General features: G+C 62.0%; 21 protein-coding genes and 1 pseudogene. 15 read left to right on the forward strand and 7 right to left on the reverse strand.

Annotation, left to right across the window (positions count from 1 at the left end; genetic code table 11):
• The first annotated feature begins 368 nt into the window (after window positions 1-368).
• The 8 genes from ACUN0G_RS05680 (at window position 369) to ACUN0G_RS05715 (ending at window position 8,786) form a co-directional block, all read left to right on the forward strand.
• On the forward strand, window positions 369-1,448 hold the full coding sequence (locus tag ACUN0G_RS05680) for a serine hydrolase domain-containing protein (RefSeq protein ID WP_445572870.1): 1,080 nt from the start codon (window positions 369-371) through the stop codon (window positions 1,446-1,448).
• Window positions 1,445-1,759: an amidase gene (locus ACUN0G_RS05685; RefSeq protein ID WP_258344081.1), complete on the forward strand. Its 315-nt coding sequence runs from the start codon at window positions 1,445-1,447 to the stop codon at window positions 1,757-1,759. Before ACUN0G_RS05680 ends, ACUN0G_RS05685 begins: the two co-directional genes overlap by 4 nt.
• A 308-nt stretch (window positions 1,760-2,067) precedes the next feature.
• Window positions 2,068-3,243 (forward strand): M20 aminoacylase family protein, encoded by a 1,176-nt coding sequence (locus tag ACUN0G_RS05690; protein ID WP_445572871.1) that lies wholly within the window; start codon window positions 2,068-2,070, stop codon window positions 3,241-3,243.
• A gap of 57 nt (window positions 3,244-3,300) precedes the next feature.
• A complete protein-coding gene (locus ACUN0G_RS05695; RefSeq protein WP_167662788.1) occupies window positions 3,301-4,611 on the forward strand; it encodes a citrate-proton symporter in 1,311 nt (436 codons plus the stop codon).
• Entirely contained in the window at window positions 4,608-6,050 is a 1,443-nt protein-coding gene (locus tag ACUN0G_RS05700) for an amidase (RefSeq protein WP_445572872.1), read from the forward strand. The genes ACUN0G_RS05695 and ACUN0G_RS05700 overlap by 4 nt, the downstream gene beginning before the upstream one ends.
• A gap of 64 nt (window positions 6,051-6,114) precedes the next feature.
• On the forward strand, window positions 6,115-6,885 hold the full coding sequence (locus ACUN0G_RS05705) for a helix-turn-helix domain-containing protein (RefSeq protein ID WP_445572873.1): 771 nt from the start codon (window positions 6,115-6,117) through the stop codon (window positions 6,883-6,885).
• A 160-nt stretch (window positions 6,886-7,045) separates the two neighbouring features.
• Window positions 7,046-7,627 (forward strand): YceI family protein, encoded by a 582-nt coding sequence (locus ACUN0G_RS05710; protein WP_258344086.1) that lies wholly within the window; start codon window positions 7,046-7,048, stop codon window positions 7,625-7,627.
• Between the two features lies 1 nt (window position 7,628).
• Complete coding sequence (locus ACUN0G_RS05715; protein WP_421525886.1) at window positions 7,629-8,786, forward strand: phospholipase D-like domain-containing protein; 1,158 nt, start codon at window positions 7,629-7,631, stop codon at window positions 8,784-8,786.
• A 127-nt stretch (window positions 8,787-8,913) separates the two neighbouring features.
• Here the strand turns inward: ACUN0G_RS05715 and bglX are convergent, their stop codons facing one another.
• Window positions 8,914-11,205 carry a beta-glucosidase BglX gene (bglX, locus tag ACUN0G_RS05720; protein ID WP_445572874.1) on the reverse strand — a complete coding sequence of 764 codons (2,292 nt, stop codon included), beginning with the start codon at window positions 11,203-11,205 and terminating at the stop codon, window positions 8,914-8,916.
• Between the two features lie 214 nt (window positions 11,206-11,419).
• Between bglX and ACUN0G_RS05725 the strand changes: the two genes are divergently transcribed.
• Genes ACUN0G_RS05725 through ACUN0G_RS05740 form a run of 4 tightly spaced genes read left to right on the forward strand, consistent with a single transcriptional unit; the run spans window position 11,420 to window position 14,661 of the window.
• Window positions 11,420-12,028 carry a LemA family protein gene (locus tag ACUN0G_RS05725; RefSeq protein WP_003209150.1) on the forward strand — a complete coding sequence of 203 codons (609 nt, stop codon included), beginning with the start codon at window positions 11,420-11,422 and terminating at the stop codon, window positions 12,026-12,028.
• Window positions 12,028-12,756 (forward strand): TPM domain-containing protein, encoded by a 729-nt coding sequence (locus tag ACUN0G_RS05730; protein ID WP_076015989.1) that lies wholly within the window; start codon window positions 12,028-12,030, stop codon window positions 12,754-12,756. Before ACUN0G_RS05725 ends, ACUN0G_RS05730 begins: the two co-directional genes overlap by 1 nt.
• A 28-nt stretch (window positions 12,757-12,784) precedes the next feature.
• Entirely contained in the window at window positions 12,785-13,402 is a 618-nt protein-coding gene (locus tag ACUN0G_RS05735; RefSeq protein ID WP_445572875.1) for a TPM domain-containing protein, read from the forward strand.
• A gap of 41 nt (window positions 13,403-13,443) precedes the next feature.
• Complete coding sequence (locus tag ACUN0G_RS05740) at window positions 13,444-14,661, forward strand: class I SAM-dependent methyltransferase (protein WP_445572876.1); 1,218 nt, start codon at window positions 13,444-13,446, stop codon at window positions 14,659-14,661.
• Window positions 14,662-14,673: 12 nt separating this feature from the next.
• Here ACUN0G_RS05740 and ACUN0G_RS05745 read toward each other — a convergent pair.
• A pseudogene (locus ACUN0G_RS05745) lies at window positions 14,674-15,670 on the reverse strand (DMT family transporter).
• A gap of 310 nt (window positions 15,671-15,980) precedes the next feature.
• Between ACUN0G_RS05745 and ACUN0G_RS05750 the strand changes: the two are divergent.
• Both ACUN0G_RS05750 and ACUN0G_RS05755 read left to right on the forward strand, forming a co-directional pair.
• On the forward strand, window positions 15,981-16,562 hold the full coding sequence (locus tag ACUN0G_RS05750; protein ID WP_445572877.1) for a DJ-1/PfpI family protein: 582 nt from the start codon (window positions 15,981-15,983) through the stop codon (window positions 16,560-16,562).
• 16 nt (window positions 16,563-16,578) lie between these two features.
• Window positions 16,579-16,896 (forward strand): ribbon-helix-helix domain-containing protein, encoded by a 318-nt coding sequence (locus tag ACUN0G_RS05755; RefSeq protein ID WP_177055203.1) that lies wholly within the window; start codon window positions 16,579-16,581, stop codon window positions 16,894-16,896.
• A gap of 141 nt (window positions 16,897-17,037) precedes the next feature.
• Here ACUN0G_RS05755 and ACUN0G_RS05760 read toward each other — a convergent pair whose 3' ends face one another.
• From ACUN0G_RS05760 to ACUN0G_RS05780, 5 genes are all read right to left on the reverse strand, one after another.
• The gene (locus ACUN0G_RS05760; protein ID WP_445572878.1) at window positions 17,038-19,596 is read right to left on the reverse strand and encodes a TonB-dependent hemoglobin/transferrin/lactoferrin family receptor; all 2,559 of its coding nucleotides are present in this window, start codon (window positions 19,594-19,596) and stop codon (window positions 17,038-17,040) included.
• A gap of 128 nt (window positions 19,597-19,724) precedes the next feature.
• Entirely contained in the window at window positions 19,725-20,693 is a 969-nt protein-coding gene (locus ACUN0G_RS05765; protein WP_445572879.1) for a FecR family protein, read from the reverse strand.
• A complete protein-coding gene (locus tag ACUN0G_RS05770; protein ID WP_258344097.1) occupies window positions 20,690-21,229 on the reverse strand; it encodes an RNA polymerase sigma factor in 540 nt (179 codons plus the stop codon). Before ACUN0G_RS05770 ends, ACUN0G_RS05765 begins: the two co-directional genes overlap by 4 nt.
• Before the next feature lie 206 nt (window positions 21,230-21,435).
• Window positions 21,436-22,323 (reverse strand): dihydrodipicolinate synthase family protein, encoded by an 888-nt coding sequence (locus ACUN0G_RS05775; protein ID WP_258344098.1) that lies wholly within the window; start codon window positions 22,321-22,323, stop codon window positions 21,436-21,438.
• 27 nt (window positions 22,324-22,350) lie between these two features.
• Window positions 22,351-23,133 (reverse strand): aldolase, encoded by a 783-nt coding sequence (locus ACUN0G_RS05780; RefSeq protein ID WP_258344099.1) that lies wholly within the window; start codon window positions 23,131-23,133, stop codon window positions 22,351-22,353.
• 104 nt (window positions 23,134-23,237) lie between these two features.
• On the opposite strand from ACUN0G_RS05780, the gene ACUN0G_RS05785 reads away from it, so the two are divergent.
• Window positions 23,238-23,780 carry a helix-turn-helix domain-containing protein gene (locus ACUN0G_RS05785; protein ID WP_445572880.1) on the forward strand — a complete coding sequence of 181 codons (543 nt, stop codon included), beginning with the start codon at window positions 23,238-23,240 and terminating at the stop codon, window positions 23,778-23,780.
• The last annotated feature ends 534 nt before the right edge of the window (window positions 23,781-24,314 follow it).

Here is a 24,314-nt window from a genome sequence, read left to right on the forward strand (position 1 = left end):
CTGTGCTTTTGATCTTGATTTTGATCTTAGGCGCCCCGTTAAACCACGCTGGCCGAACGCAGGCTTTGGAGCGTGGGTAACCTGGCAGGACGCCAGGTTAGCCGTCCTGGGCCAGGGATGGCCCATGACGGCGGCCCACGGTCCAAAGCCGGAGTGAGGGCACTCCGAGCCTAGGCGAGGAGCCGAGTGGTGGGGCAAGAGCGTTTTGCTTACTTTTGCGCTGTTCAAAAGTGAGCCGCTGTAAGAGCGGAACCATAGGCGGCCGTTACCTAAACAACGGATATGTACTCCCCCCAAGGGCCCCGTAACAAAACCGTCATCCCCCTGGGCTAGCCTCGCGGGCTCGAATGTCCTGAGTCTCAAAGTCCATGTTCAAAGGCCTGCTCTACGCCGCGCTGCTGTTCACCCTGACAGCCCACGCCGAACCCTGGCCGGAGAAGGATTGGTCCCAAGGCCTGCCCCTGACCGGCCCAGCCGCCAAGGCCCTGGATGACTACGCCTTCCCACCCCGCGACGACACCACCCGCAAAGGCATCCGCACCGACGCCTTGCTGATCATCCGCGACGGCCAGATCATCTACGAACGCTACGCCGCCCCCACCACCGCCAACACCCCGCACCTCACCTGGTCCATCAGCAAAAGCCTGATGGCCACCGTGCTCGGCGTGGCCTTCGGCGAAAACCGCTTCAAACTCACCGACCCCGCCGCGCGCTTTTACCCGCCGATGAAACAACACCCCGGCGTGACCATGGCCGACCTCCTGCACTGGGCCTCAGGCCTCGACTGGCAGGAAGACTACGAATTCGCCCCACTGAAATCCTCGGTGGTCGCAATGCTCTACACCCGCGGCCGCCACGACATGGCTGAATTCACCGCCGACACCGCCACCTTCAGCGCCCCCGGTCAGGCATTCCGCTATTCCAGCGGTGACAGCAACCTGCTATCCGCCACCCTAAAAGGCATGCTCGGCCACAAGGCCTACGTCGACTACCCATGGACCGCCCTGTTCCAGCCGCTGGGCATCCGCAACGCCACCTGGGAAAGCGACGCCGACGAAACCTTCGTCGCCTCTTCATACGCCTACCTCACCGCCCGCGACCTGGCACGCGTCGGCCTGCTGATGCAGCGCGACGGCCGCTGGGGTGATCGCCAGTTACTGCCCAAGGAGTGGGTCACGTTCAACCGCCAACCCTTCGACCGCTACAAACCCGGCCAGGACGAAGCCGTCCCCGGCGGCCAATGGTGGCTCAACCGCGAAGTGCAAGGCGCCGCCAAACCCTGGCCAGACGCGCCCGCCGACACCTTCGCCGCTCTTGGCCATTGGGGCCAGGCCCTCTACGTGGTGCCCGATGAACACCTGGTGATCGTGCGCTACGGTGATGACCGCGACGGTAGTTATCGCCACAACGAACTCCTCAAACGCGTCCTTGCGGCGGTGCAACCATGATCCGCCGTCATCCTTTCATCAGCCTGTTGATCCTGCTGCTGCTCGTGTTGCTCGGCTGGGTCTGGCACGAGCGGGTCAACCTGCAAGCCTTCCCCGACATCATCGCCGCCTACACCGCCAAGGAGTACTGCTCTTGCCGTTACGTGGAAGGCAATCCTGCTGATTATTGCCTGGGTTATGTGAAGCAATACGTGCCCACCAGCGCCTTCGCCGACAACCCGGAAAAACACCGGGTGACCGCCAGCGGCCTGGGCCGTACCCACAGTGCCCAATGGCTGGGCCAACGCGAGGGCTGCCGCCTCACGCCCTGATACGCGGATTTACAGGCTGTCGCGCTTCCTGTGGCGAGGGGGCTTGTCCCCCGTTGGGTTGCGCAGCGGCCCCAAAACCTGTCGCCGCGTCTTACCTGAAAAAATGAGTCGCTTTGATGGGGCTGCTTCGCAGCCCAACGGGGGACAAGCCCCCTCGCCACAAGGGTCTCACCGGCTGCAGGTCTATTGTTCCGTGCTGAGGTTCCACAGGGTGGAACCACCTTTGATTGTCCTCCTGCGCACATCGCGGTTATCTGGCGGTGTGCAACGAAAAAGAACGGGAACACCCGCCTGCGAGGAGAATCACCATGAGCCCACACCAGCACATCCTGGATTGGCTGAGCGATGTCGCCAGCGACCTGCACGCCGTGCGTCAGGACATTCACGCCCACCCCGAACTGGGCTTTGAAGAAAACCGCACTTGCGCCCTCGTGGCGCAATCTCTCAGAAGCTGGGGCTATGAAGTCCACACCGGCATCGGCCAGACCGGCGTGGTCGGCGTGCTGCGCAATGGCAGCAGCGCGCGCAAGCTGGGGATTCGTGCCGACATGGACGCCTTGCCGATCATCGAAAACACCGGTGCCAGCTACAGCAGCCAACACGCCGGTTGCATGCACGCCTGCGGCCACGACGGCCACACCACCATGCTGCTGGGCGCCGCCCGTTACCTGGCCGCGACCCGGCAGTTCGACGGTACCCTGAACCTGATTTTCCAGCCCGCCGAAGAAGGCCAGGGCGGCGCCGAAGCCATGCTCGCCGACGGCTTGCTGGAGCGTTTTCCCTGCGATGCACTGTTCGGCATGCACAACATGCCGGGCTTGCCCGCCGGCCATCTGGGCCTGCGGGTCGGGCCGATGATGGCCTCCCAGGACCTGCTCACCGTGACCCTCGAAGGTGTCGGCGGCCACGGCTCCATGCCGCACCTGACGGTGGACCCGCTGGTGGCCGCCGCCAGTATGGTCATGGCGTTGCAGACCGTGGTGGCGCGCAATATCAATGCCCAGGAAGCCGCCGTGGTGACTGTCGGTGCGTTGCAAGCGGGCCAGGCGGCCAACGTGATTCCCCAACAAGCACTGTTGCGTCTGAGCCTGCGTGCCCTGGATGCGAACGTGCGTGAGCTGATGCTGGAGCGGGTCAAGGCGATCATCCTGACCCAGGCCGCGAGCTTCGGCTGCACCGCGCAGATCGAACATCGGCCGGCCTATCCGGTGCTGGTCAACCATCCCGAAGAAACCGAATTCGCTCGCCAGGTCGGCGTCGCCTTGCTCGGCGAAGATGCTGTCGATGGCAACACCAACAAGCTGATGGGCAGCGAAGACTTCGCCTGGATGCTGCAACGCTGCCCCGGCAGCTACCTGTTTATCGGCAACGGCGTCTCGCGGCCGATGGTCCACAACCCCGCCTATGACTTCAACGACGACATCCTGTTGATCGGCGCCGCCTACTGGGGCGCGCTGGCCGAGAGCTGGCTCAAGCCCGCCTGACGACCTCTTTTTTCTGCCGCTGGACCCTTTCCCAACAGGTTGAATGGAGTGTTCCTCATGCAGACTTCAAAGCAGGGCGTTTCGCGCACCCGCCAGGTAGTGGCGGCGGTGATCGGTAATGCGCTGGAATGGTATGACTTCATCGTTTACGGCTTTCTCGCCAGCATCATCGCCCGGCAGTTTTTCCCGTCGGAGGATGAATACGCCTCGCTGCTGATGGCCCTGGCCACGTTTGGCGTCGGCTTCTTCATGCGCCCGGTGGGCGGGATTCTGCTGGGCATGTATTCGGACCGCAAAGGCCGCAAGGCTGCGATGCAACTGATCATCCGGCTGATGACCATCTCCATCGCCCTGATCGCTTTCGCCCCCAGCTACGCCGCCATCGGCATGGGCGCGCCGATGTTGATCGTGGTCGCGCGCATGCTTCAGGGCTTTGCCACCGGCGGCGAATATGCCAGTGCCACGGCGTTCCTGGTGGAAAGCGCGCCGGCCCATCGCAAGGGGTTGTACGGTTCCTGGCAGTTGGTGGGGCAGTGCCTGGCAGTGTTCGGCGGCGCGGCGATGGTGGCGTTGGTCACGCACTTCTTCGAGCCGCACACCCTTGAAGTATGGGGCTGGCGTCTGCCGTTCATCTTCGGTTTGCTGATCGGTCCGGTGGGTTTGTGGATCCGTCGGCACATGGAAGATCCCGAGGAATTTATCGAGGCGCGCAAACAGGCCAAGGGCGCGGCACCGAGCTTGATGGACGTCATCCGCGATCACCGCCGCAGCATCCTCGTGTCGATGGGCCTGGCCTGCGGGGCAACAGTGTCGTTCTACGTGGTGCTGGTGAATATGCCGACCTTCGCCCACAAGAACCTCGGCCTGCCGCTGGACCAGGTGCTGATGGTGCAGATGTTCGCGGTGGCGCTGATGACCGTGGTGATTCCGCTGTCCGGCCTGTTGTCGGATCGGCTGGGTCGGCGTCCGGTATTGATGGCGTTCACCCTGGCGTTTTTCGTGATGGTGTACCCGCTGTATGTGTGGGTCGCGGCGGCGCCATCCATCGAGCGCTTGCTGGTGATGCAGGTGATGTTGTGCACGGCCATCGGCGGCTTTTTCGGCCCGGCACCGACGGCCCTGGCCGAGCAGTTTCCCATCGAAGTACGCTCCACGGGTGTGTCTGTGGCTTACAACGTGGCGGTGATGGTATTCGGGGGCTTCGCGCCGTTGATCGTCACCTGGCTCAGCAAGGTGCTGGGCACGCCGGTAGCCCCGGCATTTTATGTGCTGTTCGCTTGCGTCCTGACGCTGCTGGGCACTTACTGCATGCATGAGGCGCCACGGGCGAAACGACCGGCGCCGTTTTCCAGCGAGGTGAAACCTTGAGTATTGTTGAACTGGATGCCATCGAGCTGTCACGGGCGATTCACGCGCGGCAGGTGTCTTGCCATGAGGTGATGCAGGCGTATCTGGCCCAGGTCGAGCGCTTCAACCCGACGGTGAATGCGCTGGTCTCGCTGCGCTCCCATGAGGAGGTGCTGGCCGAAGCGGCGCAGCGTGATCGCGAGTTGGACCAAGGCCAATCCCGTGGCTGGATGCACGGCATGCCCCAGGCGATCAAGGACCTGGCGGCCACCCAGGGCCTGCGCACCACCCTCGGCTCGCCGCTGTTTGCCGAGCACATTCCTCAAGAAGATGCGATCAGCGTGGCGCGGGTGCGGGCCAGTGGCGCGGTCATCATCGGCAAGACCAACGTACCGGAATTCGGCCTGGGCTCGCAGACCTACAACAGCGTGTTCGGCACCACCGGCAATGCCTATGACCCGCGCCTCGTGGCCGGTGGCAGCAGCGGCGGCGCGGCAGTGGCGCTGGCGTTGCGCATGCTGCCGGTGGCCGATGGCAGCGACATGATGGGCTCGCTGCGAAACCCGGCGGCGTTCAATAACGTATTTGGCCTGCGTCCGTCCCAGGGCCGGGTGCCTCACGGGCCGGCGCCGGAGCTGTTCGTCCAGCAACTGGCCACGGAAGGCCCGATGGGGCGCAGCGTGGCGGATGTGGCGCAGTTGCTGAGTGTGCAGGCGGGGTACGACCCTCGGGTGCCGCTGTCGCTCAAGGAGGATCCGGCGGCATTGGGTGAGCCGTTGCAGCGCGACTTCAAGGGGGCACGCCTGGGCTGGCTCGGGGATTACAACGGTTATCTGCCGATGGAAGATGGCGTGATGAGCCTGTGCGAATCGGCCCTCAAGGACTTCGCCGCGTTGGGTTGCGAAGTCGAGCACTGCCAACCGGATTTCTCCCTGGAGCGCCTGTGGCAGACCTGGCTGGTACACCGCCATTGGCTGATCCAGGGCTCCCTCGGCGCGGCCTACGCTGACCCGCAAAAACGTTCACTGCTCAAGCCCGAGGCGCAATGGGAAGTGCAGGGCGGATTGCAGCTGAGTGCGGCGGACGTTTACCAGGCGTCGGTCAGCCGCAGCGACTGGTACCGCGCCCTCGGCAAGCTGTTCGAACGTTACGATTTCCTGTTGCTGCCCACCGCCCAAGTGTTCCCTTTCGATGCACAACAGCCTTGGCCGCGCCTCGTCGCAGGGCGTGAGATGGACACCTACCACCGCTGGATGGAAGTGGTGATCGGCCCCACGCTGGCCGGTTTGCCGAGCATGAACGTGCCGGTGGGTTTCAACCCCCAGGGCTTGCCCATGGGCCTGCAAATCATCGGCCCGGCCCAGGCGGACAGGGCAGTATTGCAACTGGCATACGCCCACGAACAATTGACCCAGTGGGTGCAGCGGCGGCCGCCTGCTTGCCTCTCGACGACCGGCTGAGTCGCGACGGGCCTGTATCTTGCTGTGAAATCAGATCATCCATCGGCATCAAGGAGATCGACACATGGGCAGCGACGCCGAGACGGGAACCGTACGCTCAGTGGGGCGGGCACTGGCGATCATCGAATTGCTCGGCGAGCATCAGGCGCTGGGGCTGGAAGAGTTGCACTACCTGACTCACTTGCCCAAGGCCACGGTCTCGCGGATGTTGCTGACCTTGCAGGAACAGGGCTGGATCTATCGTGGCCTCAGCGACCGCCGTTACCGCCTGCGGGCCCGGCGCCTGTTTGGCGACACCCAGCAACGTTTCAAGCGTCAACTGGTGGAAAGCGCCGCGCCGTGGCTGCTGGACCTCAGCGAGCGCACCGGGCTGGTGGTGGACCTGTCGAGCTTCGACGGCGAGCGCCTGGAAGTGATGGAAAGCGCGATCCCCACGGTGCTGCGCAAGCTCTACCCGAACAACTGCCAGATCGTCGGCCAGCACGCCAGCCTGTTTCATTCGGCCATGGGCAAGGCGTGCCTGTCGCAACTGTCGACGGATGAAGTGCAGCGCCTGGCCGGCCGTGAGCGGGTGGCGGAGGACGATCAATACCGGGCATGTGAACAATCCCAGCACCAGGGCTTTGGCCAGCGCACCGAAGGCTACTGGGAATACCCGGTGCGCCTGCCGTTCCTGATTCGCGCGGTGGCGTTGCCGGTGCGGGCCAATGGGCGGTTGGTGGGCAGCATGGCGCTGCATTGGCCGATGGATCAGGCTCCGGTGGAGCGGGTGCTGAGCCTGCACCTGGCCAGCCTGGAATCGACCATTCGCGATGTGCAGCAGGCGTTGGCCTGACCACCGTTCCCCCGTAGGAGCGAGCTTGCTCGCGAAGAACTCACAGGCACCGCGTTCATTCAGAATGCCCGCGTCATCGTTGGCAACCTTCGCGAGCAAGCTCGCTCCTACAGGAGGTCTTTGTTACTGTTCGCCCAGGTTTTTTGCCCCAAGAGTCTTTATGTCCCTGCTCAAACCCCTGGCCTTCCTGTTGCTGGCCGCTGCCGCCGTGCCTGCCCACGCCGACTGGTACCTGGACAACGAGTCCTCGCGCCTGTCGTTCGTCACCACCAAAAATACCGACATCGCCGAAGTGCAGCGCTTTCTGGTGCTGCATGGCAAGGTCGACAGCAAAGGCGCGGCGCAGTTGGAAGTCGAGCTGGAGTCGATCAACAGCGGTATTCCGCTGCGCGACGAGCGCATGCGCAATGAGCTGTTCGAGATCAAGACCTTCCCGGACGCGGTGATCAACGCGCAAATCAACCTGCAACCGATCAACGACCTGGCCCCCGGCGCGCAATACGAGCTGCGCCTGCCGCTGTCGGTGACGCTCCACGGCAAGACCCAGACCTACAGCGCCGAGCTGCTGGCGACCCGCCTGGATGACCGACGCTTTCAAGTGGTGACGTTGGAACCGTTGGTGGTGCATGCCGAGGATTTCGATTTGCTGCCGGGTGTGGCCGCGTTGCGCAAGGCCGCCGGGTTGTCGCAGATCAGCCTGTCGGTACCGGTGGGCGCGGTACTGATTTTCACGGCGCGCTGACATGAGCGGCGCAGTGTTCCCGTGGCGCAGCGCCAACCGTTTCGAGTTGATGATCGACGGTCCGAGTTTCTTCCCGCGCATGTTGGAGGCTATCGCCCAGGCCGAGCAACAGGTTGCGCTGGAGCTGTATCTGGTGGAGGCGGGGGCGTGTGCCGAGGCGATGGTTCAGGCCTTGGTCGGGGCGGCCGAGCGTGGCGTGCGGGTGCGTTGCCTGTTCGATGACTATGGCAGCCTGGCGTTTACCCTGGGCCTGCGTCGACGGTTGATCGACGCCGGGGTGGACCTGCGTTTCTACAACCGCTTGAGCTGGCGCCGCTGGATGCGCAACCTCTACCGCGACCACCGCAAGCTGTTGCTGATCGACCAGACCGTCGCCGTGGTCGGCGGCACCGGTGTGACGGATGAATTCTGGACGCCCGGGGAAGACGCCGCCGACTGGCACGAAGTGATGGTGCAGATTCGTGGCCCGCTGGTGCTGGATTGGCAGGCGTTGTTTGATCGCCAATGGCTGGCGAACGATGATCGTAGAGCCTGGAAACCGGCCACGCATTTTGGCCTGCCACGTTTGCCCAAGGTGCCGGCGACAGGACCGGGGCTGGGGCGTGTGGCCTATGCGGATGCTCGTCAGCATCGGGATATTTTGCAGTCACTGATCCGCGCGCTGAACAGCGGCCACCAGCGTATCTGGCTGGCCACCCCGTATTTCCTGCCGACCTGGAGTGTACGGCGTGCCCTGCGCCGGGCGGCGGGGCGCGGAGTGGATGTGCGCTTGCTGTTGACCGGGCCGCGTACCGATCACCCGTCGGTGCGGTATGCCGGGCACCGTTACTACCCGCGTTTGCTCAAGTCCGGGGTGCAGATCTTTGAATACCAGCCGTGCTTCCTGCACCTGAAAATGGTGTTGGTGGACGATTGGGTGAGTATTGGCTCGTGCAACTTCGACCACTGGAATCTGCGCTTCAACCTGGAGGCAAATCTGGAGGCGCTGGACCCGGAACTGACGTTGGCGGTGGCGGGGAGTTTCGAGAGGGATTTTGCCCAGAGCCAGGCGGTGAGCCTTGAGGCGTGGCGGTCGCGGCCATTGTGGCGGCGGGTGAAGCAGCGGGTGTGGGGGTGGATTGATCGGTTGGTGGTTAACCTGCTGGACCGAAGAGGTTAAGGACTACGCAGGTCACTGTAGGAGCGAGCTTGCTCGCGAAGAACTTGACGACGCCGCGTTCATTCAGAACGCCAACGTCATCGTTAACCACCTTCGCGAGCAAGCTCGCTCCTACAGGGGTGTGTATTTAGAGCAGTTCGAAGCTCTGCTGCTTCACATCCTGGGAATCCAACCCGATCTGCACATTGAACTCGCCCGGCTCAGCCGCGAACTTCAGTTGGGTGTTGTAGAACTTCAAGTCTTCCTCGGTGATGGTGAAGTGCACCGCGCGCTCTTCGCCAGCCTTGAGCATGACCTTCTGGAAGTTCTTCAATTCCTTGACCGGGCGGATCATCGAGCCGGCCACGTCCTGGATGTACAGCTGCACCACGGTTTCGCCATCGACCTTGCCGGTGTTTTTCACCACCACGGTGGCGTCGAGCTTGCCGGTCTTGTTCAGGGTGGTGGACGACAGCGCCATGTCTGAAAGGCTGAAGCGGGTGTAGCTCAAGCCATAACCAAACGGAAACAGCGGCCCGGTGGTGTCATCGAAGTACTGGGAGGTGTAGTTGCCCGGCTTGCCCGGGGTAAACGGCCGGCCGATGCTCAGGTGGTTGTAGTAGGTCGGAATCTGCCCCACCGAACGCGGGAAGGTGATCGGCAGCTTGCCCGACGGGTTGTAGTCACCGAACAGCACGTCAGCAATCGCGTTGCCGCCTTCGGTACCGGCGAACCAGGTTTCGAGGATCGCGTCAGCCTGTTCGTTCTCTTCCACAATCGACAGCGGACGGCCGTTCATCAACACCAGCACCAGCGGTTTGCCGGTGGCTTTCAAGGCCTTGATCAGGTCGCGCTGGCTCTGTGGGATGCTCAGGTCGGTGCGGCTTGACGACTCGTGGGACATGCCACGGGATTCGCCCACGGCGGCAACCACTACGTCGGCGTCTTTGGCTGCCTTGACCGCTTCGTCGATCATCGCCTGGGACGAGCGCGGGTCATCCACCACTTCCGGGGCATCGAAGTTCAGGAAGTTGAGGTAGTCGACGACTTTCTTGTCATTGGTGATGTTGGCGCCACGGGCATAGATCACTTTGCCTTTTTCGCCGATCACGGCATTCATGCCGTCCAGCAGGGTCACCGATTGCGCGGGTTTACCGGCAGCGGCCCAGCTGCCCATCATGTCGATCGGCGCCTTGGCCAGCGGGCCGACCAGGGCGATGGTCGCGCTCTTTTTCAGCGGCAGGGCGTTGTTCTGGTTTTTCAGCAGCACCAGGCTGCGGCGTGCCACGTCACGTGCGTCGGCGCGGTGCAGGCGGCTTTCGGCGTAGGTGTCGACCGGGTCATCCTCGGCCTTGCCGATGCGCAGGTACGGGTCGGCGAACAGGCCCATGTCGTACTTGGCGCCAAGCACTTCGCGCACGGCGTTGTCGATATCGCTCTGCTCGATCTCGCCGGATTTCAGCAGGCCGGGCAATTCCTTGCCGTAGAGCGAGTCGTTCATGCTCATGTCGATGCCGGCCTTGATCGCCAGCTTGGCGGCTTCACGCCCGTCCTTGGCCACGCCGTGCTTGATCAGCTCGAAGATCGCGCCATGGTCGCTTACGGCCAGGCCCTTGAAGCCCCAGTCCTTGCGCAACAGGTCGTTCATCAGCCAGGTGTTGGCGGTGGCCGGCACGCCGTTGATCGAGTTCAGCGCAACCATCACGCTACCGGCACCGGCCTTGATCGCGGCGTGGTAGGGCGGCAGGTAGTCCTGGTACATCTTGACCGGGCTCATGTCGACCACGTTGTAGTCGCGACCGCCTTCCACCGCGCCATACAGGGCGAAGTGCTTGACGCTGGCCATGATGCTGTCGGCCTTGGCGGGGCTGGTGCCCTGGAAGGCCTTGACCATGACTTCGGCAATGCGCGAGGTCAGGTAGGTGTCTTCGCCAAAACCTTCGGACGTACGGCCCCAGCGCGGGTCGCGGGAGATGTCGACCATCGGTGCAAAGGTGATGTCGAGGCTGTCGGCGGCGGCTTCCTGGGCGGCGACGCGCCCGGATTGGCCGATGGCGTCCATGTCCCAGCTGGAGGCCAGGGCCAGGCTGATGGGGAAAATCGTGCGGTGGCCGTGGATCACGTCATAGGCGAAGAACATCGGGATCTTCAGCCGGCTGCGCATGGCCGCGTCCTGCATCGGACGGTTTTCCGGGCGGGTGATCGAGTTGAAGGTACCACCGATGCGACCGGCGGCGATTTCCTTGCGGATCAGCTCGCGGGGCATTTCAGGGCCGATGCTGATCAGGCGCAACTGGCCGATCTTTTCATCGAGGGTCATTTGCTTGAGCAGGTCACTGACGAAGGCGTCTTTGTCCTTGAGTACTGCGGGCTTTGTTTCGGCAAATACGGAATGAGTGGCCAAACTGACAACAAGGCCCAGCAAACACAGCTTCTTCATGAAAATCCTTTCTCGCAGCCTTGGGACCGGAGAGCGTCTATTGTTGTTCGGGTGTTGTTCAGATAAATGCAGCACACTTCTGAACTCTTATTGGCGCTGGGCATCTTTTAGCTGATTGGCTCGATGCAATCCAGTGGGTGGTGGCGGATTATGCCCTAAGCCCGTAGCTAACGCGTCAGTCGGTACATTTCATAGGTTTGGCAGGAGAAACACCATGCAAGCAGCACAAGGTTACCGTTGGGGCTGGAAGGCCGTGGCATTGATACTGGTGAGCACCGTGCTGAGCGGTTGCGGCATCAACAAGATCCCGACCCTGGATGAACAGGCCAAGGCGGCCTGGGCCCAGGTGCAGAACCAGTACCAGCGGCGCGCCGACCTGATCCCCAACCTGGTGGAAGTGGTCAAGGGCTACGCCGCCCATGAACAGGACACCCTGACCGCCGTGATCGAAGCGCGGGCCAAGGCCACCTCGATCCAGGTGGACGCCAGCACCCTCGACAACCCGGAAAAACTCAAGCAGTTCCAGCAAGCCCAGGACGGCTTGAGCGGTGCACTCAGCCGCTTGATGGTGGTGTCCGAGCGTTACCCGGACCTGAAGGCCAACCAGAACTTCCTGGCCCTGCAATCGCAGCTTGAAGGCACCGAAAACCGCATCGCCGTGGCCCGTCGCGACTTTATCCAGGCGGTACAGGCCTACAACACCGAGATCCGTACCTTCCCGGGTCGCCTGTGGCACAGCGTGATGTACAGCGACTTGCCGGTCCGCGCCAACTTCGAGGCCACCAGTGCCGATGCCGATAAAGCGCCGCAAGTGAAATTCTGATGGGCAAGCGCGCTTGGTTGCTGGCGGCGGTGCTGCTGGCCTTTAGCCTGACCGCCCAGGCCGCCCTTAACTTTCCGGCCCTGACCGGACGGGTGGTCGACAACGCCCAGATGATCGACCCGGCCGTGCGCGAGCAGCTGACCCAGCAATTGCAGGCGCTGGAGCAGACCAGCGGTGACCAGATCGTGGTGGTCACCGTGCCGGACCTGCAAGGCGTGCCCATTGAAGACTTCGGTTATCAACTGGGCCGCGCGTGGGGCATCGGCCAGAAGGGCAAGGACAACGGCGCACTGCTGATCGTCGCCCGGGATGAGCACAAGATCCGCATCGAAGTGGGTTACGGCCTGGAAGGCGTACTCACCGACGCGCAGTCCTGGGTGATCATCAACCAGGTGATTGCGCCGGCGTTCAAGGCGGGCAACTACAGCAAGGGCATCAGCGACGGCGTGGCGGCGATGCTGCAGGTGGTGGGCGGCGATCCGCTGGCGGTACCGGCGCATGTGTCCGAGGCCAACTTCGCCAAGCAAAACCCGGGCATTTCCATTGGTCTGTTCATCCTGTTGCTGGCGGTGCTGTGGCTGTGCAATCGCATGGGCCTGCCCGTTGGCGCTATCCTGCTGGCGATTCTCAGCAGCAGCGGTCGCGGCGGTGGGGGAGGCGGCGGTGGCGGTGGCTTCAGGGGCGGCGGCGGTGGTTTCGGTGGCGGTGGCGCCTCGGGCGGCTGGTAATGACAATAACGAGAGAGCATCAACAACCATGGCATTACTGAGTCAACACGAGCAACGCCAGGTCGCCGAGGCGATCGCCCGGGTCGAGCAACAGACCGACGCCGAACTGGTGACCGTGCTCGCGGCCCGCGCCGACGACTACGCCTACATCCCGCTGTTGTGGGCCAGCCTGGTGGCGCTGGTGGTGCCCGGGATCATTCACTACCTGTCGGGCTGGCTGACCATGTACACCTTGCTGCTGGCGCAGTGGGGCACGTTCGTCGTGCTGTGCCTGGTGTTCCGGTTGCCCAGGGTCACCACGCGGCTGATTCCGCGCTCGGTACGCCACTGGCGCGCGTCCAACCTGGCACGGCGGCAGTTTCTCGAGCAGCATCTGCACCACACACTGGGCAGTACCGGGGTGCTGATTTTTGTCAGTGAGGCCGAGCGGTATGTGGAAATCCTGGTGGACAAGGGCATTTCCAGTCGCCTGGATGACAGCAGTTGGGATGCGATCGTCAGGCAGTTCACCCAGCAGGTGAAGCAAGGCCAGACGTTGGCCGGGTTTATCAGCTGCATTGAAGCCTGCGGGGTGTTGCTCAAGGAGCATGTGCCGGTGACCCACGCGCGCAATGAGCTGCCGAATCGGTTGGTGGTGTTGGAGTAGTGTAAAATTCCCGGCATTCCCTGCCCGAGGCGTTTTTGTTCATGTCTGCCACCGCTAAACCTGCCAGCCCCGCGCCGAATCACCACGCGCAGTTCCTCGAACTGCTGAGCGCGAGCCTTGAGCAAAACGCCTTTATCAAGCTGGTGCTGGCCAAGTACGTCGGCACCGAGCCTGATCTTCAGAAGCTGATCATCAAACAGCTGACGGTCAAGGATCAGCCTTGCCTGTCCTTCGTCTACCGCTACAAGACCCGCGATATCACCAAGAACTTCTCCCTGGCTGACGGCGTAGCGGCGATTGCCGAGCTGTTGCCGGCCTCGTTCAAGAACGCGCACCTGCTGTCGGTGACCGACGAAGCCCAGCTGGAATACAGCAAGAAGAACAAAAGCTCGCTGTTCAAAAGCAAGCCGCAACAATTGCGCGAAGCACCGTCTGCCGAGCACAACCGCGAGAAGAATCGCTTTCTGGACCTCTCCCGGCCCTTTCTTGCCGACCTTGGCGTGACCAACGCCAGGCACGAGCTGATCCCGGCGATGTCGCGCAAGTGGAAGCAGATCAACAAGTTCATCGAAGTGTTCAGCCATGCGCTGACCACGTCCCCGCTGAAGCTGGACCAGCCGGTGCGGGTCGCGGACTTTGGTTCGGGCAAGGGCTACCTGACGTTTGCGATCCACGACTACTTGCGCAACACCCTCAACGCCGAGGGTGAAGTGACCGGTGTGGAACTGCGCGAAGACATGGTGACCCTGTGCAACAACGCCGCCGCCCGCCTGGACCACCCGGGGCTGGTGTTCAAGTGCGGGGATGTGCGCAGCGTCGCGCCCAGCGAACTGGACGTAATGATCGCCCTGCATGCCTGCGACATCGCCACCGACTACGCGATTCACACCGGCATCCGCTCCGGTGCGTCGATCATCATGTGCTCGCCGTGCTGCCATAAGCAGATTCGCCTGCAGATCCAGAGCCCGGCGCTGCTCAAGCCGATGCTGCAATACGGCCTGCACCTGGGCCAGCAGGCGGAAATGGTCACCGACAGCCTGCGTGCGTTGTTCCTCGAAGCCTGCGGCTATGAGACCAAGGTGTTTGAGTTCATCTCGTTGGAACACACCAACAAGAACAAAATGATCCTTGCCGTGAAGCGCGCCGAACCGGTGGATAACGCGCAACTCCTGGTGAAAATCCAGGAGCTCAAGGCGTTCTACAACATCACCGAACATTGCCTCGAAACCCTGCTGCGGTCGGACGGTTACCTCGCCTGAGTACGACGCAAATCAAACATGTGGGAGCGGGCTTGCTCGCGAAAGCGGTGTGTCAGTCACCTGATGTATCAACTGATCCACCGCATTCGCGAGCAAGCCCGCTCCCACATTAGACTGCGCTGGGTTTGGGAGCTGGCGCAGGCTTCACGCTGGTCTTGCGCCCCAACATCACCGTCACAATCACCCCGCAGGCAAACAGCCAGGTAATCGGCTCGATGTGTTCACCAAAAAACAGCGCGGAAAACGCGATGGTGAAAAAGATCTGCAACAGCTGAATCTGGCTGACCCGGGCGATGCCACCCATGGCCAATCCGGCGTACCACGCAAAGAACCCCAGGAACTGCGAAAACAGCGACACATAACCGAACGCCCACCAGGTGCGCATGGAAATCGGCCCTTCGTGTTGCAGCGCCAGGTACGCCACCGGTCCGATCAATACCGGCGTCGACAGCACCAGCGCCCAGCAGATTACCTGCCAGCCGCCCATCTCCTTGGCCAACCGGCCGCCTTCTGCGTAACCCAGGCCACCCACGGCAATCGCCCCGAGCATCAACAGGTCGCCCGCCTGGATGCTGCCGGCTCCGGTGATCAACGCATAACTCAGCACCAGCGCACTGCCCAGCGCCGCGCAGGCCCAGAACGCCTTCGATGGCCGCTCATGGGACAACCACGCCGCATACAGCGCCACGCACAGCGGCTGCAAACCGTTGACCAGTGCGCCATGGGACGCGGGCAAGGTTTGCATGGCCCAGGCCGACAGCACCGGAAAGCCCAGGATTACCCCGGCAATCACCAGCGTCAGCCCGCGCATCTGGCGCCAGGTGGGCCAGCGCTCGCGGCGCCATAGCAACAGCGCCGCCGCCGGCACCGCTGCAAACAACGCCCGGCCCAGGCCATTGAGCAGCGGGTGGATTTCCTGCACCACGATACGGGTGAAGGGCAGGGTGAGGCTGAAGATGACGACGCCGAGCAGGCCGAGGGCCATGCCGGTATTTTCGCGGGAGCTCATGGAAGGAACCAGAATCGAATGGGCCGGAAGTGGACGTTCATCTAGCCACAAAGCCCCGCAAACGCGCGCTTACAGCTGGGTGCAGATTGGACCGTACAGTTTATGTAGGAGCGAGCTTGCTCGCGAAAAACCTGAGAGCGTCGCGGACTGTCTGGCTCCCCGCGTTATCGTTAACGTGCTTCGCGAGCAAGCTCGCTCCTACCGAGGGCCGGTCCGCAATGATGTAGTAGCGGGCCATTACCCGGCTCATCGGCACAGGTCTATCTTGGCTACTCCTGTCTGCCCAACCGTTCAACCGGAGGAATGTCCCATGGCCGCGAAGAAAATCCTGATGCTGGTCGGCGATTACGTCGAAGACTATGAAGTGATGGTGCCGTTCCAGGCGCTGCTGATGGTGGGGCATACCGTGCACGCCGTGTGCCCGGACAAGTCCGCCGGCCAGACCGTGCGCACGGCGATCCACGACTTCGAAGGCGACCAGACCTACAGCGAAAAGCCCGGGCACCTGTTTGCCCTGAACGCGGATTTTGCCAAGGTCGACGCCGCCGACTACGACGCGTTGCTGGTGCCCGGCGGCCGTGCGCCCGAGTACCTGCGCCTGAACGAGAAAGTCCTGCAACTGGTCAAGGCCTTCGATAAAGCTGGCAAGCCCATCGCTGCGGTGTGCCACGGTGCGCAACTGCTGGCCGCTGCCGGCATTCTGGAAGGCCGTGAGTGCAGCGCTTACCCGGCGTGCGGGCCGGAAGTGCGATTGGCGGGCGGTACGTTCATCGATATCCCGGTGACCGACAGCCACGTTCAAGGCAATCTGGTGACGGCACCGGCGTGGCCGGCGCACCCAAACTGGCTGGCGGGCTTCCTCGGGCTGCTGGGCACCAAAATCACCCTGTAAAGCGGAGGTCATCGCCATGTGCGAGCTGTACGTCAAGGCCGACCCGATTCTCTACGAATCCCGCTCGCGCTCCCTGCGCATCTGCGGCGTGGTGACCACCGTGCGCCTGGAAAACCAGTTCTGGGACATCCTCAGCGAAATCGCCGAAGTGGATGGCATGACCACCAATCAGCTGATCGCCAAGCTGTATGAAGAGGTGATGGACTACCGCGGCGAAGTGGTGAATTTTGCTTCGTTTTTGCGGGTGAGTTGCACGCGGTATCTGAGCAGGCAGCGGGTTCACGCCCCAGAGCTCAGCCTTGTGAATACAAGAAATGGCGCGCAGAAGATCTGAATGTGGCAACTCGTTCAATGTGGGAGCCGGGCTTGCCCGCGATGACATAACCTCGGTTTAACTGGCTGACCGAGTCGCCCGCATCGCAGGCAAGCCAGCTCCCACACTGATCGGGTTTCCAAGCCGAATGCTGGTGAAGGGTCAGAAGAACCGCGTCACGCTGATCTTGGCATCCCGGCCTTTAGTGTAGGCGCGGTCGCCGCTCAGGGCCGGGCGGAAGTTGTTGTTGAACAGGTTGTCCACGGTGAAGTTGACTTCGGTGCCCTTGAGGTAAGCCTGTTGCGGCTTCCAGCTGGCGAACAGGCCCTGGGTGTTGTAGCGCTTGTTGCCGTACTGGTCGTAGAACAGGTCGCCGATGCTGGTGCCCGGGCCGCCGGAATACTTGTCGCTTGGCAGGCGGCTGGTGGCGCCGATGAACTGCCCTTGCCAGCCCACCTGCGCATCCAGGCTCGGGATCTTGGTGCCGAGCACGATCACCCATTTGGTCGGCGGAATATCCCGTGCCCAGACGTCCGGGCCCCATGGGTTGGTGTACGCGCCTTCGTGTTTGCCGGTGGTATAGGCGAAGGACACCGAGCCGAACACGTAGGTGGAGTCGTAGAAACTCTCGGCCTCAAAGCCCTTGATGGTCATGCCGCCGATGTTGCGGTAGTTGGACATCGCTCCCGGCGGGCAGGCGCTGGAAATCGTCCCGCCATTGACCGCCTGGTTCTGGCAGCCCACGCCCGTGGCCTTGAAGATCTCGTCTTCGACTTTGTTGTGGAACAGCGTGGTACGCAGTTGCAGGTTGTCGCCGTGGGTGAACACGTCACCGAAGCTGGTGACGTTACCCAGGGTGATGGAGGTGATGCGCTCGGGGTCTAGGTCGAGGCTGGTGGCGGTGCGGCTGCCCAGGCCCTGGACTTCATACTGCTCGTCGATCACCGGGGCGCGCCAGGTACGGCTCCAGTTGGCAAACAGCGCCACGTTCGGGGTGATGGTCCAGTAGGCCGCGAGGCGTGGCGACCAGCCGGTGTAGGTGCGGTCGCTGTAGTCGTGGCCGATGGCCGGGTCCGGGTTGCTGTAGTACGGCGCATCGTTGGCTTCGCCGCGGTTGCGCACATGGTCATAGCGCATCGACGGGGTAATGGTCACATCGCCCAGCGTCACCGCGTCCTGGATAAAGAAGCTGTTGGTGTCGACCTTGCCGTGGGGCATGAAGCCCGGCTGGAAGTGCCCGTAGTTGTATTTCGGGGTGTTGTAGGTGGTGCCGGGCATCCACATTTCGGTTTCCCGGGTGTGCTTGCGGATCTGTACGCCGGTGGTCACGGCGTGTTGCAACGCACCGGTGGAAAACAGGCTGACGTTGCGTACGTCGAGGTTCTTGTCGTTGTAGGAGGTGTCCATCTTGCGCCCGCCAGTGGCCAACTGGAAAAACGCCGTGGCGTCTCGCTCGTCGGTCTGATCGGTATTGGATTCGGAATACTTGATGGTCAAGTCCACCAGCGGGTTATTCATCGGCTGGTATTCGTACTTGCCGGACCAGGTGGTGTCGACGGTATTGCGGTTGGCCAGGAAGCGTTTCAGCGCGGCTTCGTAGCCATAGCGGTCGATGTTGGCCTGGGTCGGCGGCGTCGGGTAGCTGGCGGCAGAGAAGGGCGTCCAGCGCTGGCTGTTGGAGCGCGAATACGACAGGCCAAGGCTTTGCTCATCGGTGAAGTGAGCATTGAACTTGAACAGTTTGCCGTCCACATTCTGGGCGCTGTTGGGCAGGCGCTTGGGGTTGATCGGGTACTGGTTGTTGTCGTTGGGCAGGGTGGCGGCCAGCTTCATGTCGCCGCCGTCGCGTTGGGTCAGGTAGGCCAGGGCGTCGAAGCGCCCGTCATCGGTACGCCCGTAGACCGCGCTGCTATAGACCTGTTCATGGTCGTTGCTGGAGTAGCCGTATTTGAGCATGGCGCCGCTGTTGCGGCCGTCCTTGAGCAGGTCCGGGGCATCCTTGGTGGTCATGTTGACGGTACCGCCAAAGCCGCCGTTGCCGCTGAAGGGCGAGTTGGGGCCTTTCTCCACTTCGATACTTTTGATCAGCTCGGGCTCGATAAACACGGTGCCCTGCTGGTAGCGCTCAAAGCCGCTTTTGGTGGCGCCATCGACGGTCAGCGGCACGTCTTCGGCGTCGCCGAAACCCCGGATGTTGATGGTCTGGCCGCCGGGCTTCAGGGAGCCGCCCTGGCTGATACCGGGCAAGGTTTGCAGCAGGCTGGGGATGTTATTGGACTGGTAGCGGTCGATGTCGGCCTGGCTCAGGGTGGAACGGCCGACGGTGGTGGAGTCCACCTCGTTACCGGTGCCGATCACGCTCAGGGCCTCCAGCTGGATCGCGCTGCTGTTGGTGGTCTTGCCTTCTTCGGGCCGTACCACGTAGGTGCTGCCGACCTTGAGCAACACGAACTCGCCGTCCTTGAGCAAGGTGCGAATCGCCACTTCCGGTGTGAAGTCGCCATTGAGGGCCGGCGCCTGGACGTTTTTCAGCAGCGCTTCATCGAACAGCAGCTGGATTTTCGCCTGCTGCGCCACCTGGCTCAGGGACGCAGCCAGGGACTGGGCCGGCAATTGCAGCTTGAACGACTCAGCCTGGGCACTCAGGCTGAAGGCCAGGCAGGCGGCAATGGCGGTGGGTCGAAGAAACAGGTGCTGAACGTGGCAAGGCGCGCGAAACATGTAATCCCCCGGAGTAGCCAAATGGCCAGAAAGGTGTGCGTATCAAACGCAGACCCGAGGAAGACGCGGCAGGAAAAATAATCCTCACATGCGAATGCAAAATATTCTCAAATGAGCGTATCGAGGGACTATTTTCGAGGCTCAATCCTGATATTGCCGTCGGCCAGGGCCACGGTTTTTACCGGCAGCAGGGCGGGCAGGGCGTTGAGCAGGGCGTCCGGATCATTCACGTCCAGATTGCCCGAGACTTTCAACTGCGCCACCGCGCTGTCCACCAGCAACGGCGCCTGTGGCCGGTACAGGCTTAACTCGTCCATCAGGCTGGCCAGCTCGCGATTACGAAACGACACATGCCCGCCGCGCCAATCGGCGACCTCGCCGGCAGTGAGGGTTTGCTGCTGCAGCGTGCCCTTGGCATAACTGAACGTAGCGCGCTGATCGGCGCCGAGCAGGGTGGCCGGCAGCCTGGCATCCGGATCGAACGCCACTTGCCCGTGGGCCACGCTGACCACCAGTTGTTGCTTGCTGCGCCGCACATCAAAGCCGGTGCCGACCACTCGCACATTGGCTTCGCCGGCCTGCACGTACAGTGGACGTTCCTTATCGGGTGCCACCTCGATATACAGCTGGCCCTGATCCAGATGCACGATGCGCTGGTGACTGCTGAAGTCCACCCGCAGGCGCGTGTTGGCGTTGACGTACAAGGTGCTGCCATCGGGCAGATGCAAGGTGCGCATCCCTTTGGCATGGGCCGCGACCTGGGCGTGGAACAGCTCGCGCGGGGCGCCGAGGTTGCTCGTCAGCAGGGCACATACCAGGGCGGCAGCCACCGCCAGGGCCGGGCGCCAGGCGGGTGTCTTGCGCAGGGGCAGCGGTGTGGGTTTGTTCAGTTGCTGCAACTGGGCCAGGTCGGCCCACAGCTGTTCGAATTCGGCATAGGCACGGGCATGGGCCGGCTCGGATTGCCAGGCGGCAAACGCCTTGCGGTCGGCGCGGCCCGTGTCATTGCGGTTGCGCGCAAACCAGCTGGCGGCCTGGGCATCGATGGAGTCGCTGGCCTCGATGTCACAGGTGTCGATATCGCTCAGGCGGGTCATTCTGGCTGCTCCTTGCCCTGGTCTTGTTGAAGTCGCTGCTTGCAATGCAGCAGGGCAAAAGCGATGTGCTTTTCCACCATGCTGACCGAGACGCCCATGCGCTCGGCGATCTGCGCCTGGCTCAGGCCTTCGAAGCGATGCAGCATAAGGGCTTCTCGTCTTCTGGGCGAGAGTTCAGAGAGGACTTCTTTCAACTGTTCCAGGCGTTGCAGGCGTTGCGCGGCGGCCATGGGATCGTCTCGCGAGTCGCTGACAGGCTCGGCATCCAGTTCGGCCTGTTGCTGGTGGACGGTGTGCCGCACCTTTTGTTTGCGCCAGTGATCGCGCAGCAGATTGCGCGCCATCTGGAACAGAAACGCCCGTGGCTGCTCGACCTGAGCCCGGTCGCGGTAGTCCAGCCATTGGGTGAAGACATCCTGGGTCATGTCCGCCGCGTCGCTGGCGTTGTCCGTGCGCTTGCGCAGGAAATGCAGGATATCTGCATAAAACCCGCGAAAGGCATCGGCCGACAGCGGGTCGGGCTTGAGACGAGACATGGATATCCTTCTTGACGAAGCACGACGTGGAAAAGTCGCGAATGATATCGAGAATTATTGTCATTTGTCTCTATTGAAATTCTACGCAGGGATGCGGACCAAATGTGGGAGCGGGCTTGCTCGCGAAGGCGGTGAATCAGTCGACATATTAATTGCCTGACCCACCGCTTTCGCGAGCAAGCCCGCTCCCACATTTGGATTGCGTTTCAGCGCAACAGGGTCAGTAGCGCTTGCAGCTGAACACGGCCAGCCTCACCCAACGGGAACACCGGCAACCGTGGGTCACCCGACTCCAGCCCCGTCAGCCGCAAACCGGCCTTGATCGTCGCCGGCAAGCCGCCTTTGAGGATGAAGTCCAGCAGCGGCAACTGCCGATAGAACAGCTCCCGCGCTTTCTCCAAGTCATTGGCCAACACGGCTTCATACAAATCCAGGTTGAGCTGCGCAATCAGGTTCGGTGCCGCCGTGCACCATCCCTTCGCCCCTGCGGCAAACGCCTCCAGTGCCAGCGGATTGCAGCCGTTGTAGAACGGCACTTGGCCCTCGCTGCGCCGATGCAACTGGTGCATGCGCTGAATATCCCCGGTGCTTTCCTTGACCATGGTCACGTTGTCGACGCTGTTAACGATGCGCAGGATCAAGTCCACCGACATGTCGGTGCCACTGGTGGCCGGGTTGTTGTAGAGCATGATCGGCACACCGATGCTGTCGCCGATAGCCGCATAGTGAGCGAGGATTTCCGCCTCGCTGAGTTTCCAATACGAGGCCGGCAACACCATCACCACGTCGGCACCGTGGGCTTCGGCAAACTGCGCGCGACGCACGGCCTTGGCGGTGGTCAGGTCGGAGACGCTGACGATGGTCGGCACGCGTTTGCCCACTTTCTGGAGGCTGTAAGCGGCGACTTCATCCCACTCTGCATCGCTGAGGTAGGCGCCTTCACCGGTGCTGCCCAGCGGGGCGATAGCGTGCACGCCGCTGTCGATCAGGCGGTCGATTGAAAGCCCCAGGGCGTCCAGGTCAATGCGCTGGCCGTCCGCGCTGAACGGGGTAATGGTGTAGCCGATAATGCCGTGAATAGAAGGGCTGGACATGGAAAAGTCTCCGGTCGAAAAAGGGTTTCAGTTCAGGCAATCGGCGTGTTGACGCAGGTTCTGCCGAGCGTAGTAGTTGAACGCGGCGCCATGGCGCTTGGGCTTGGAAATCCAGTCATGGGCTTCGCGGCCCAGTTCCGGCAGGATCGGCTTGATCGTGCCAGCGGCCATCGCCAGCAGCTGCAACTTGGCGGCACGTTCGATCAACTGTGCGATCACACAGGCTTCCTCGATGCTCGCCCCGGTGGACAGTTGGCCGTGGTGAGAAAGCAGAATCGCGCGCTTATCCCCCAGGGCGGCGGTGATGATTTCGCCCTCTTCGTTGCCCACCGGCACGCCGGGCCAGGCTTCTAGGAACGCGCAGTCTTCGTACAAAGGGCAGAGGTCCATGTGCGATACCTGCAGCGGCACTTCAAGCATCGACAATGCAGCGATATGAGTCGGATGAGTGTGGATGATGCAGTTCACATCAGGGCGACCGCGGTACACCCAGCTGTGGAAACGGTTGGCCGGGTTGGGCATGCCATGGCCTTCCAGCACCTCCAGGTCTTCATTGACCAGCAGCAGGTTGCTTGCGGTGATTTCATCGAAACCCAGGCCGAGTTGTTGGGTGTAATAAGTGCCAGGTGCCGGGCCACGGGCGGTGATCTGCCCGGCGAGGCCGGAGTCGTGGCCGTTTTCGAACAGGATCCGGCAGGTCAACGCCAGCTTTTGCCGGTCGGTCCACGTATTATCCGCCAGGGTGTTTTGCATCTGGCTCAGCGCTTGCTTGACCAGTTGGTCTTTCGGGAGTGCTAATGTCTTGGCCATATCAGTGTCCTTGTTCGTCGCAAATGACACTAAAGAGACTATATGACACAAAGTGTCATTGGCAAGCATTCATCATCGCCTCTTTAATGGATTAACCGCTGCACATGTCTATCCGTTTGAAAATACTGAGAAAAAAACTTGGCGTGACCTTGGAGTCGCTCGCGGAAAAATCCGGGATGACCAAGAGTTACCTGTCGAAAGTCGAGCGCGGGCTGAATACGCCTTCGATTGCTGCGGCGCTGAAGTTGGCCAAGGCGTTGAACGTGAAGGTTGAAGAGCTGTTCAGTGAAGACAACGTCAGTCTCGACAGTTACAGCCTGGTGCGTAGTCACGAACGGCAGGCGTTGTCGGGCACCGATGCGTCACCAGGGTATGCGGTGCTGGCGCATCAGGTCAGTGAGCGCAGTTTGTTGCCGTTTATCATTTACCCGCCGGCGGAGTTCACCGACAAGACCTTCAAGGAGCATTTGGGGGAGGAGTTTTTGTTTGTGCATGAGGGCCAGGTTGAGGTGGACTTCATGAGTGAGCGGGTGGTGTTGAATCGGGGGGATGCGTTGCATTTCAATGCGCAGAAGCCCCATCGGATTCGGTCGGTGGGGGAGGTTCAGGCGCAGCTTTTGGTGGTGGTGCATAGCGGGGACGAGTGATGCTGGGGGTGGGGGCATATCCGTTTTTTGGGTGAATTTTGATATTGGTTCCGCTCTTACAGCGGGTCACTTTTGAAAGGAGCCCAAAAGTAACCAAAAGGCTCTTGCCCCACCACTCGGCACCTCGCCTGGGCTCGGTGTGCCCTCACTCCGGCTTTGGACCGTGGGCCGCCGTCATGGGCCATCCTTGGCCCAGGACGGCTAACCTGGCGTCCTGCCAGGTTACCCACGCTCCAAAGCCTGCGTTCGGCCAGCGTGGTTTAACGGGGCGCCTAAGATCAAAATCAAGATCAAAAGCAAAAGCACAGCGGCCTCCCGGCCGGCTTGAGTGTTGAAGAGCAAAAGCCAAATCAAAATCTAAAGCGGGCACGGTCCAAAAAATGTGGGAGCGGGCTTGCTCGCGAAGGTCGTTAACGATGACGCGGGCATTCTGGATGAACGCGGCGCTCTCAGGTTTTTCGCGAGCAAGCCCGCTCCCACAGAAAAGCAGATCTGCTTTTGATCTTGATCTGCGGGCCCCGTTAACCACGATGG

This window comes from Pseudomonas sp. 32A (genome assembly GCF_052682255.1).